The sequence below is a fragment of the Kitasatospora albolonga genome, from assembly GCF_039535905.1.
Lineage (GTDB): Bacteria > Actinomycetota > Actinomycetes > Streptomycetales > Streptomycetaceae > Kitasatospora > Kitasatospora albolonga.
Genome location: NZ_BAAAYB010000103.1, coordinates 1 through 11,264, shown reverse-complemented (window position 1 = coordinate 11,264; position 11,264 = coordinate 1). Strand labels below are relative to the sequence as shown.

General features: G+C 68.4%; 8 protein-coding genes, 1 tRNA gene and 1 pseudogene. 2 read left to right on the top strand and 8 right to left on the bottom strand.

The window, feature by feature from the left end:
• From ABD946_RS26720 to ABD946_RS26700, 5 genes and pseudogenes are all read right to left on the bottom strand, one after another.
• The coding region (locus tag ABD946_RS26720; RefSeq protein ID WP_345287804.1) for an ATP-binding protein at window positions 1–1,794 on the bottom strand (1,794 nt) is incomplete at its 3' end.
• Window positions 1,791–2,375 carry a DUF4194 domain-containing protein gene (locus ABD946_RS26715; RefSeq protein ID WP_345287802.1) on the bottom strand — a complete coding sequence of 195 codons (585 nt, stop codon included), beginning with the start codon at window positions 2,373–2,375 and terminating at the stop codon, window positions 1,791–1,793. The genes ABD946_RS26720 and ABD946_RS26715, both read right to left, overlap by 4 nt.
• Window positions 2,372–3,847, bottom strand: coding sequence for a DUF3375 domain-containing protein (locus ABD946_RS26710; RefSeq protein ID WP_345287800.1), 1,476 nt, complete (start codon window positions 3,845–3,847; stop codon window positions 2,372–2,374). Before ABD946_RS26710 ends, ABD946_RS26715 begins: the two co-directional genes overlap by 4 nt.
• A gap of 572 nt (window positions 3,848–4,419) precedes the next feature.
• Window positions 4,420–4,593: pseudogene (locus ABD946_RS26705) on the bottom strand (DUF255 domain-containing protein); the annotation flags it as partial.
• Between the two features lie 134 nt (window positions 4,594–4,727).
• The gene (locus ABD946_RS26700) at window positions 4,728–6,413 is read right to left on the bottom strand and encodes a CBS domain-containing protein (RefSeq protein WP_345287798.1); all 1,686 of its coding nucleotides are present in this window, start codon (window positions 6,411–6,413) and stop codon (window positions 4,728–4,730) included.
• 213 nt (window positions 6,414–6,626) lie between these two features.
• On the opposite strand from ABD946_RS26700, the gene ABD946_RS26695 reads away from it, so the two are divergent.
• Together ABD946_RS26695 and ABD946_RS26690 are read left to right on the top strand one after the other, a co-directional pair.
• Complete coding sequence (locus tag ABD946_RS26695; protein ID WP_345287796.1) at window positions 6,627–6,899, top strand: hypothetical protein; 273 nt, start codon at window positions 6,627–6,629, stop codon at window positions 6,897–6,899.
• Window positions 6,896–7,303: a type II toxin-antitoxin system VapC family toxin gene (locus tag ABD946_RS26690; RefSeq protein WP_345287794.1), complete on the top strand. Its 408-nt coding sequence runs from the start codon at window positions 6,896–6,898 to the stop codon at window positions 7,301–7,303. Before ABD946_RS26695 ends, ABD946_RS26690 begins: the two co-directional genes overlap by 4 nt.
• Before the next feature lie 1,094 nt (window positions 7,304–8,397).
• On the opposite strand, the gene ABD946_RS26685 is transcribed toward ABD946_RS26690, so the two are convergent.
• The 3 genes from ABD946_RS26685 to ABD946_RS26675 all read right to left on the bottom strand — a co-directional run bounded on the left by ABD946_RS26685 (window position 8,398) and on the right by ABD946_RS26675 (window position 10,944).
• Window positions 8,398–8,471 (bottom strand) — tRNA-Thr (locus ABD946_RS26685).
• A gap of 120 nt (window positions 8,472–8,591) precedes the next feature.
• On the bottom strand, window positions 8,592–9,248 hold the full coding sequence (gene leuE, locus ABD946_RS26680) for a leucine efflux protein LeuE (RefSeq protein ID WP_345287793.1): 657 nt from the start codon (window positions 9,246–9,248) through the stop codon (window positions 8,592–8,594).
• A gap of 88 nt (window positions 9,249–9,336) precedes the next feature.
• Entirely contained in the window at window positions 9,337–10,944 is a 1,608-nt protein-coding gene (locus ABD946_RS26675; protein ID WP_345287791.1) for an alpha/beta hydrolase, read from the bottom strand.
• Window positions 10,945–11,264: the final 320 nt, after the last annotated feature.

Below are 11,264 nucleotides of genomic sequence, written 5' to 3'. Positions count from 1 at the left end.
GCGGGTGAAGGCGTCCATGTCGGCGGCGCACAGGTAGTCGGCGCGGCTTCGCAGCTGTGCGGCGAGCCAGTCGCGTCCCCAGCTGTCGTCCCTGATCTCGAGTTTGCCCAGCAGCAGGTCCCGGTCCTGCGGCAGTTCAACGGCCGGTGTGTGGGCGGGCACCTTGTAGTAGACCAGGCGCAGTCCCAGATGCCGACCGTTCACCCAGGCCGATACCTGGGTGTAGTGGGCTTCGGGCACGAGGAGGGACAGGGCGAATCCGCGCAGGACGCGCTCGGCCGCGCCGGCCCAGGCGGCTTCGTCGTCGCGGACCTGCATGAGCTCTCCCGCGAACGGCAGCTCGTCGGCCGAGATGCCCACTGCTGCTGCGAGGCTGTGCCGCAGGTCGAGCAGGTGGGAGGGGATGCTGGAGCGCTGGTTCTGCAGGCTGGTGATCTCGCGGCGGATCACGCCCGATTCCTCGGTGTTGTTGTGGCGCTCCACGGCAAGGCGGTCGAGTTCCTCGCGGGCTCGCTGATCCTGCTGGGCGTCCCGGGTGCGGGCTTCGGTGATCTGTTCGGAGCGCTCGTGGAAGGACAGGGCGTCGGTGACCGGCTTCAGGCCGGCCTTCTCCAGCCAGCCCTCGTACGTGGCGGCCCGCTGCCGTCGCTGGTCACGCTCGCGGCCGAGGTTTTCGATGCTGACGTCGAGGCGCAGCAGCTTCTCCCCACCGGCGCCATCGATTCGGCGCTGCAGGGTGTCGGCCATCTCGCGCAGTCGCTGCTGCTCGGCCTTGCGCCGCCGCTGGTGTTCGACGAGTTCCTGGATGCGGGTACGCAGTTGCTTGTCGCGCCGGCGCAGGATGCGCTCGCGGTGCTGGGCGAAGAAGACGGGGAGGATGTCGCGGCGGCTCTGCAGCGTGTCGATCTCACGCTGGATGCCGTCGCAGCTGTCGCACGCTTCCACGATCGGCCCGAGAGCGGCGATCATCGCCTTCGCCCGGACGACTTCGTCGTGGCTGGCGGTCAGCGCGTTGAAGTGCGCGACGATCTTGTCGACCTCGGCCTTGGCGTTGAACGGCTCGAGCATCCGCTCGCGGACGAACTCGTCGAGGCTTCCGACGGCCTTCATCGACACCGTCTGGTGGAACAGGTCCAGTGCCTGGTCACTGGGGATGCCGAGGCCGCGCCGCAGAGCCTTCGCATAGGGCGGGTAGCTGGTGTGGATCGTCGCCTTGCCGCGCCGCAGTCGCTGGCGCAGGTCGTTGATGTCGGTCCCGAAGTCGGTGAAGTGCGTGGCGATGGACATCGGCTCGTCGGCGGTGACGTAGAACCGGTCGGGCTGGCCGGTGTTGGCATCGGGTACCCAGAACACCTGGGCGAGGGTGATGTGAATGCCGAGCGTGTAGTTGGTGAACACGCCCAGGATCACGCTGTGCGAGGAGGAACCACGAAGGCCGACCGGGCGGGTGCTGTTCGTCGCCTCGACGCGCTCGCTCCTGTGGTAGCCGAGCACGTACGAGCGCAAGTTCCGCTCCTTCACCTCGGCACCGGCGGCTTTGTTGTAGGCGATCTTGCTGGCCGGCAGGAGCAGGGTGGTCATCGCGTCGACCAGCGTGGACTTGCCGGTTCCCACCCCGCCGGTCAGCAGGGCGCTGTGGCCGTCGACGTCGAAGGCCCAGATGGTGCGGTGGAAGGTGCCCCAGTTGAGCACCTCCAGGCGGGACAGCCTGAAGCCCGGGCCGACAGCGGGAGCGCCAGCGGCGAAAGCCGGCTGCCGCGGGATGAGGGCCGATACCGGCGTGGTGGTACTCACTTGTCGTCCTTGGGCGTGATGGTGTCGCGGTAGGTGGAGAGCAGGTCGTTGAAGTCGTTGACGACCTGGGCGTCGACGAGGGCCTTGATGTGTCTGCGCACCTCGTACAGGCCGGCCTGCTTGGTCTGGCGCAGTGCCTTCAGGTCGCACAGCTTCTTGATGTGGCCGTCGATCTGGTCGACCAGCTGGGCCTCGTTGCTGCGCGGCGGCAGGAACCCGCGGACCATTTCGACGAGGTCGTCGCGGGACATCAGCAGCCGGGTGTCGCCCGAGGTCGCGTCGCTCTCCGCGAGGCGCCCGCGCAGGAGGACCAGCATCAGGCTGACGGCGAATGACAGGCGGTGGCGCGTCACCAGCCGCGGCACCGTGACGCCGTCGTCGCGGGCCTCCTGGTCGAGCTGGCGGGTGTAGGCGTAGCCCTCCGCCAGGTCGACCACGACGTCCAGGCCCATCACCCGCAGGTAGTCGCCGATGGCCGTTTGATGAGCGGTGATCTGCTCCCAGACCGCCGGCGCGTCACTCTGGTACAGGACACCGGCCTTCAGCAGCTGGACCACCGGCACAGACAGCGCGTCACTCACGCCTGTCCCTCCTTTCCGGCGGCCATGCCGCCCTCGTTGAGCACGAAGGTCACCTGCGGGACTGTTGCCACGGTGCGTTCCGGTGCGTTGACTCGCTCGTACACCAGGTCGTGGCTGTGATCGGGGTCGATCACAACGTCGAGGCCGGGCCGTTCCAGTTGGAAGTACGTCAGCAGTTCGGCGAGCCCCAGCGTCAGGGGATGACGGTCGACGACCGCGGCCAGGTTCGCCTGGCCGCTCGGGCTCTCCTCGAGCAGCGCCAACACCTGGGCGGCCAGTGCCTCGCCGTCCACGTGCACACCGGCGAACAGCTCGGAGACGTCCACGTCCGTCTCGCCGGACGCCTCGCCCGCCGTGCTGTCCAGCTCCACCCTCTCGACCGGCATGTACAGGCGCCGCTCCATCGGCAGGACCAGCTCCACCTGGGGAACCTCCAGGTCCATGCCCGGAAGGTCGCGATGGCCATCGCGGACCAGCTCCGTGACCAGGCGCTGGATGGACCGAGTGAGGGCCAGGACCCGGCGGTCCTCCTCCCTGCCGCGATCGGTCAGGAAGCGGCGCAGCTGCTCGGTGAGCTGGCGGACCGTGTCCTGGGTGCTCTCGGCCGCCTGGAGCCACGCGCGGGGAATCTTCAGGAGGTTCCTGTTGGTCTTGCCGTCCAGCTGCGGCAGCCGGTTCACCTGCTCAAGGAGATCGCGCAGTTCCTCCTGGCGCTGAGCGGACAGGAGGTAGTCGAAGAACGCCTGGAAACTGCGGCCCTGGTCGGATTCGGCGATCATCTCGCGGTCCATGAGGAACGCCGCCAGCAGGTCGCCCTTGCCGCCGTCGGCCATCGCCACGTCCTGGCGAAGGCGCCGGTCCAGCTCCCGGAGGTTCGCCTCGACCTCGCGGAAGTCCCGAAGCAGCTCGACCGCCGTGCTCTCCACCTGCTGGTAGCGGTCCAGCAGGGCCACCGGCGACAGCACCTCGACGTCGCCCGCGCGCAGCTGCGCGATCTGGGCGTCGATCAGGTCGCGTTCACGGCTGAGTTCGTCGATGCGTGCCTGGGGGTCCGTCTCGGTGCCGAACGCCATCTGCCGCAGCAGGTCCACGATGGTGCTCAGCCGGGACTCGGTGCCGATGAAGGAACGCGCGGGCAGGGCCCTCACCCACGCGACGGCCTTCTCCAACGCACTGGTCGCATCGAAGTGCGGTTCGTCCTCACCGGGCGGGTAGTACTTGCGCAGCCAGCCGCTGTTGGTCCACTCCGTCAGGTACTCCGAGGCCGGCCTCGGGTACGGGCCGAGCGCCCGCTCGTTGAGGTCGTACAACTGGTCGTCTAGGCGGGAGACCAGGACCGCTTCGGGAACCCCGCGCTCGTTCTCGTCGACGAACACTGTCGCGCAGAACGCCAGGACCAGCGGCGCGTTCTCCGCACACAGCAGCCGCCACGCCGGATGCTTGAGCAAACCAGTGACATCGTCGAATTCCATGCATCCCTACCTGAGCCGAATGGGCTGCCGCATGGGCTCGGACCCGATCGGCGGTACACACCCTAAAACCAGGCACTGACAAAACCGGATAATCAGACATATTTTCGATTCCCTGCCCGCTGCCCCGGTGAGGATCCGAGTGGCCCGCACCGGGCCCTCAGGGGCCTTCCGTAGGGCATGCTGGTGACGTGAGCAGGCATGTGGAGGCGAGGCCGTACGCCGTGCCGGACACCCTGGCGAAGCTGGCGGGACCGGTCCGCGGCGAGGTTCGCCTGCCTCGCCGCATCGACTGGGGCGGACCGACGGGCCAGTAGCAACGTGTCAACAGAGGACCGTGCATACCTCACACGGGTCGACCGGCACAGCAATCGCCCCGCGCAGCTCCTCGCTCGTCGGCTCGTGAGCTGAGGGTTCGCACCGCGCTCCGTTGGAGCTGCGCTGCGTGCGAGCAGGTGTTGGTCAGCCCGACCTTGCCCCTCGAGGTCGCCCCTGCCGATCCCGGCTGCCCGGACTTGGAAGCCGTCGAGGGCATCCGGGTGGAACGCCCGGGACGGGAGCCCCGCGTGGCGCTACTTGTGCGCCATCATGTGGCACCAGTGACACGCAGAGTATCCAACGGGGAACAGAACGGGTACATCGCGCCGTTTCGCTTCCTCGAACGCCTCCGGTCCCCACGGCCACCAGTCGACCGGGTTGTCGGCGTGCTGGAGGAGGTAGGGCGAGGTCGCGTCGGCTAGCCGGTTCATGCGGCTCGGACTCTCACAGGGCCGGCTACGACCCATGAGAACGGCACGAGCCGCCGACGTCCCGCTCAGTCGAACGACTCGGGCATCCAGTACACAGCGGGACGGGACGCGGCGGCGCCGGGCCTGCCGTGCCCTCAGGCTTGCGGCTGAACGGTCTTGAGCATCTGGAGAGCGATTTGGATCTCCTTGACTGCGTTGATGCGGTCATCGTCACTCGTGTGGAAGTGCATGGTTTCATTACGGATCTTTCGGACCCGGTCCATGCGTTCGGCGAAGCTCTGCTGCGGGAACTGCCAACCCGTGGCGTGCCATACGTCATCCCGTTTGAGCAGCGTGATGTAGTCGGAGAAGTTCATGCCCTGATTGGCGAGCTTGACGATTCTTCCGGGATCGCCAGGGAGGCCGTACTGACCGCTGATCTCCTTCACTTGCATCAACGCCTTCCTGAGCGCTCGACGCAGACGCAATTCGAGCTCCTGGATGAGGGCGTAGGGGCGCAGCTCTTGCTCGAATCTGTGGGCCAGATCGTGGCCGGTCACAATCCCGGAGAGGCTGCCATCGGGATTGACCACGAAAACACAGCCGTGGTCGGCCACATCGGCCAGGCAATCCACCATGGGCTCGTCAGTACGTATGGACCGAACCTTCAATACGGCGGCGTCCCTGACCAGCGCAGTGGCAGGGCGGTTGGTCGCACCGATTTCCCGCCAGGTGATGGAGCCCCGCAAGTGACCGTCCTCGTCGAGGACCGGAAGCTGGTCGTACCCGTTCTCGGAGAGGAGTTCCACCGCTCGGTTGAGCGGGTCGGTGAGCTTGACGGTCTTGAGCTCGCTGCGTGCCGAAGGCAGCCTTCCCACGGTCACCAGTACAGGCGCCGGAGGAGCCGCCTCCTGGTCATCGTCACCGCCCTCCCCGGCTCCCACAGCGGGCAGGCTGATGTCACCGATGCCCCCGGAGTCAGGCTCCTCGTCGGCCAGGAGATCCGTCGCGGAGTCCTCTCCTTCCTCGGGCTCCAGTTCCAGGTTGGCGGTCTCCTTGCCCAACGCCTGCCGTTCAGCTTCCGGGGCCAAACCGATGGGAACGACGCGAACGATGTGGTCGATCGACGGGACTTCGGTGATGGGAGGCACAACCGCGAGACCGAGCTCATCCAGATCCCGGCGAATGGCGGCAGTCGCCTTCCCCGAGCGGCTCACGAAGTCCCAGATGCTGAGCAGGTCGCGTACAGCCAGTTCGACCGGCTTGTCCGCCGGGGCTTCGGCGACCTTGTCGGCCAACTCGGCAGGCTTCTCCAACAGCCGCAGGCTGGCTGGGGCGTCAGGGTTTCCCGGGTCGGGCTCCCCCGCCGCAAGCAGGGTGAGACGCTTCACGGCATCGAAGCGGCGCAACTCGCTCACTGTGAGCAGGGATCCAAGCGTCGCACGCAGGTCGGCACGAAGCTCCGTACGCGCCACATCGGTGCGGTTCCAGGTGAGAGTGCGTACGTGGCGGAGTCCCGGAGCGGCCTCGGTACGGAACTGGTAGTCACCCGTGAGGTGTCCGATGGCGATGTTTCCTGCCTTGAGTGGCAGGACGATCAGATCCCCTGGCGACATGACGGCGCGAAACCGCCACAGTTGCCCGCGCCAGTTGCCGAGGACGCGAGGGTTCTCCCGGGGGTACGCCTTGGCAAGCTCGGCCTTGAGGTCTTCCGGTGTCATACAGCCGGTGAGGTCACCGAGCTCGGGCCAGCCGGCAACCGCCAAGCTCTCGGCGATGGAGACGTCCTCCCGCTCACCATCCGCTCCGGCACGCACCATCCAGGCCCGTACAGCACCCACGTCATCCCCCAGAACCGGTCGTACCGAATTGAAGTGCGATCGGTCGAGCCTAGCCGGAGGTTCCCGATCATGAAACGCGGGCCATCGCTCCGACCTGCACCGTCGCACCCATGCGCTTGCGTCCGAGCCGCTATCCGACTTCGGGCTCGTCGCAGGATGAGGTGGTTCGACGAAGCCTTCTCGGTGTAATAGAGCTTGTCTTAGAATCGGCACATGAAGCAGACTCGAGCCGGGACCACTGAGAACATCTCCGTGTCCATGCCCGCCGAGCTGGTCAGCGAGCTCCGCTCCCGAACCGGACGCCGCGGGCTGTCCAGCTACATCACCGAAGCTGTCAGGCACCAGCTCGCCATGGACGGGCTCGCCGAGATCGTCGCGGCCCACGAGGAAGAACACGGCGCGCTCACGGAGCAGGAGGTCGAAGCCGCTCGTCGCGAGCTCTTCGGAGACGTGAACGCCGAGGATGTGGAGCGGGGCGCCGCGTGAAGGAACAGCCGGCCCGCTCGCTGGTGCTCGACTCCGAGGCGCTCTCTCTGCTCCTGCGCAACGACCGCGGTATGGCGGCTCGCATCGAGGCATCCCGGCAGGCTGGGGTACCCGTCCTCGTGTCCGCGCTGACCATTGTTGAAGCCGTACACGGGAAGACCGATCTGGCGCGCTTGAAGTGGGTGCTCTCCCGACTGCGGGTGGAACCGGTCACCCAGGAGGACTCTCTGGCTGCCGTGGAGCTGCTTCAGGACGCAGGCGGGCTGCACGGGCACACGTACGCGATCGATGCCCTCGTCGCCGCGCTCGCGCTCCGTGTCCCGACCCCCGTGATCGTTCTGACCTCCGACCGTGACGACTGGGCGAAGCTCTGCGGGAAGCGCGTGATCATCAGGGACGTGTGAGCACCGTCGACTACTGGGTCTGTGAGTTCACTGGTGCCAGTGGCACGCCGCGTAACCGACCGGGCGAGGCGAGCCTCCTATGCTCAGCCTCGGCGAACGTCTTGGGTCTCAGGGCCGCCAGCCGACCCAGGCCTCGACACGCTGCGTGAGATGACACGAGGTTGCGCGACCGAGGTCTCCTGTTCCAGGGGTCCGATCCCCAGAAGAGCGAAGATCGCCTCCCGCTTCTCCGTAGACCATACGGGCGACAAGGCGAGCTGCTCCTCGACCCAGGCATCGATCAACTCGTTCAGGTCGTCACCGGATGCACCCATGCCATGACTCTACGAGAACAAGCGAGCCCTATGCGCGGTCGGCGGTAAAGCTCGCCGGTACGACTGGGACCTGCAACGCCCCGAGCGGATCGAGTAGTGCCCCCAGGCTGATCTGCCTGCCACACGGACGAGCCTGGTGGAACCTCTCGGCGAAGCGCGCCGGGCAACGCTCCTATACAGCAGGCTTCGAGGTGGCAGGTCCAGTCGCGGCCACCGCCCTTGCTCCAGTAGACCGCCGTGTTGATGTGAAGGTCGAGCAGTTCGCTGACCACCGACACTGGGAGGTCCTGGGCGGGGGCGAGGACGGCGGTGTTGCGGGCTGCCCGGATCTCGACGCCGTGGGCGATGAGCCGCTCACCGAGCCGGCGGGCGCTCGGGGCCGCCACCAGAAACGGACTTACAGTAACGTCCACTGACAGACCAGGCTCCAATGACGCCCCAGAACAGTTACTCAGCGCAACCATTGTGCGGACGCGATCGCGCGCAACGGGGCCAAGTGCCGCCCGGCCCACTTCATGATCACTGCACAAGCGGGCACCCTTCGGGCACTTTCGAGACCGATACGGCACCAGAACCCCCACCCGAAACTGTCCGCACAATGCAACAAACCGCAGGTCAGCGGCTTCCGCGAGGTCTACGGCAGGGACAGTCCATCAGCGCAGAGTACTCGCCGATCCACGCAAATGGCATGCGTTGGTTTTGAGGGCAAAGCGGGCACGGTTCCATGGTCACAAAAAAGCCCAACTCCCGCTTCAAATGCGGGAGTTGGGCTTTACCTTGAGCCGCCTATGGGATTCGAACCCATGACCTACGCATTACGAGTGCGTTGCTCTGGCCAACTGAGCTAAGGCGGCACCGTTGCCTGGGGTGTGTGAACACGCCTTCGGCAACGCGGGCCAGTCTACACGCTGCGCACTCGTGCTCCGTACCGACTTTCCGGCAGGCCCGGAGGCCGGGCGGGGGTCAGGCCGAGGTCAGGCGGAGGAGACCGCGAGCTTGGCGGCGAAGCCGGCGAAGAGGGCGGCAACGCCGGTGGTGAGGGTGGCGGAGAGGCGCTTGCGGCGGCGGAAGGCGGTGGCGAGGGTGGTGCCCGCGAAGATCAGGAGGGAGAGGTACAGGACGCTGAAGGTCTGGAGGACGCCGCCGAGGAGGGAGAAGGAGAGGATCGGCGCGCCGTAGGTCGGGTCGACGAACTGGGTGAAGAAGGAGAGCAGGAAGAGGATGGCCTTGGGGTTGAGCAGGCTGATCACCAGGGCGCGGCGGAACGGGCGCTCGGTGTCGGCCTGCAGGGCCTCGTCGGGGGACTCGGCGGCGGGGAGGGCGTGCCGCTCGCGCCAGAGCTGACGGGCGGCGCGGAGCATGCCGAAGCCGATCCAGAGCAGGTAGGCCGCGCCGCCGAACTTCACCACGGCGAAGACGGCCGGGTTGGCCTCCAGGAGGGAGGAGGCGCCGAGGGCGGTGAGGCTGATCAGGGTGAAGTCGCCGATGAAGACGCCGGCGGCGGCCTGGTAGCCGGTGCGTATGCCCTTGCGGGCGGCGACGGACAGGACGTAGAGCGAGTTGGGGCCGGGCAGCAGGACGATGACCAGGGCGCCGAGCACGTACGTCGCCAGGTCGTTGACTCCGAGCACGGAGCACTCCTTGGGCGGGCAGGGGTAGGGGCGGTCATCGTACATACGGACCGCCCGGGCGCCGAAGCCACTTTCCGCCCGGTGTGAGCTACTTCGCGCAGCGGGTGCCGTCGGCCGGGGCGTCACCACCGAGGAGGTAGCGGTTGACCGCGCCGTCCACGCAGGTGTTGCGGCGGCCGTAGGCGGTGTGGCCGTCGCCGTCGTAGGTGAGGAGGCGGCCGGAGTCGAGCTGGTCGGCGAGGGACTGGGCCCAGGCGTAGGGGGTCGCCGGGTCGCGGGTGGTGCCGACCACGACGATCGGGGAGGAGCCGGCGGCGGCGATGGTGTGCGGGGCGCCGGTGGCGGGGACCGGCCAGTAGGCGCAGGCCAGGGCCATCCAGGCCATGTCGCGGCCGAAGTGGGCGGAGGCCTTCTCGAAGTCCGGGACGGCGGCGGCGGCCTCGGTGGGCGAGGCGAAAGGGGCGGGGAGGTCGAGGCAGTTGACGGCCATGTTGGCGTACATGAGGTTCGGGTAGCTGCCGTCGGACTCGCGCTCGTAGTACTGGTCGGAGAGCTTGAGCAGACCGGTGCCGTCGCCGGCCTTGGCGGAGGTGAGCGCGGTGCGCAGCTGGGGCCAGAGGAACTCGGCGTACATCGCGTGGATCACGCCGGTGGTGGCCTGGGCCTCCGTCAGCTTCCGGGCGGAGTCGGAGGTGGGCAGCGGGGCGCCGTCGAGCTGCTTGAAGAGGGCGAGAAGCTGCTCGCCGGCCTTCTGTTCGGTGTCGCCGAGCGCGCACTCCCCGCCGTGCTTGGCGCAGTCCTTGGCGAAGGCGGACCAGGCGGTCTCGAAGCCGGCCGCCTGGGTCCGGTTGCCGGCGACGGCGTCGAGCGCCGGGTCCATCGCGCCGTCCAACACCATCCGGCCGACCTTGGCGGGGTAGAGGCCGGCGTAGGTGGCGCCGAGGAAGGTGCCGTAGGACTTGCCGAGGTAACTGATCTTCTCGTCGCCGACCAGTGCGCGCAGCACGTCCAGGTCGCGGGCCGACTCGACGGTGGAGACGTGACCGAGCACGGCGCCCGCGTTCTGCTTGCACCCCTCGGCGAACTCCTTGTCGGAGGCCACCAGGGCGTCGATCTCCGACTGGTCGTCAGGGGTGATGTCGACGGCGGTGTACGCGTCCATTCGCGGGCCGCTCAGGCAGGTCACCGGCCGGGAGCGGCCGACGCCGCGCGGGTCCAGGCCCACCAAGTCGTACCCGGCGCGGACCTCGGCGTCGTAGCCCTTGGCCACCGCCTCCACGTACTCGACGGCTGAGGCGCCGGGGCCCCCCGGGTTGAGCAGCAGCGAGCCGAGCTTGGCCCGGCCACCGGGACGGGTGGTGGCGGGCTTGCGGGCGGCGGCGAGGGTGAGATCGCCGCCGGACGGGGCCGCGTAGTCGAGCGGGACCTTGAAGGTGGCGCACTCGAACTCGCCGTCGCAGGGCTGCCAGGAGAGCTTCTGGGCGTAGTACGGGGCCAGCGCGGCCGGGGTGCCCTCCGGGAGCGGCTGGAGCGGGGTGGCACCGGCGCTCCGGGAGGCCGAGGCGCCCGAAGCGGCGTCCGAGGACGGCGGCGTGGACGAGGTGGGGCTGTCGGACCGGCCCGAGGTGCAACCGCCCACCAGCAGCGCGGCGGCGAGCAGGGCGGGCACGAGGCGGACGGGCCGGACTGCGCGCATCGGGGCGTCTTCTCTCGGCAGAGGGGGTCGGACGCCCCGAGCCTAGCGCTCGGTGATCGGCACGCCCGCGCTCCGGCGCAGGGCGTCGCCGCGCGCCCCGAACCCGCTTTCGAGCCCGCCAGTGCAACTGCTCCGCTCCGCCACCGCCGCCGTCGCCACCACCGCCGGGGCCCGCAGCTCCGCCATCGCCGGTACGGCCGCCGGGGCCGCCGGGGCCGTTGGGGCCGCTGGATGCACAGGTACGGCGGGTACGGCGGGTGCCATGGCCGTCAGCGCGTCAGGTTCTCGGCCAGGTACTGGACCGCCACCCGGACCAGCCG

What these genes read in the sequence shown, in the direction of transcription:
- ABD946_RS26710 (WP_345287800.1), bottom strand. Translation starts at nt 3,847, where the DNA reads ATGGAATTCGACGATGTCACTGGTTTGCTCAAGCATCCGGCGTGGCGG.
- ABD946_RS26695 (WP_345287796.1), top strand. Translation starts at nt 6,627, where the DNA reads ATGAAGCAGACTCGAGCCGGGACCACTGAGAACATCTCCGTGTCCATG.
- ABD946_RS26675 (WP_345287791.1), bottom strand. Translation starts at nt 10,944, where the DNA reads ATGCGCGCAGTCCGGCCCGTCCGCCTCGTGCCCGCCCTGCTCGCCGCC.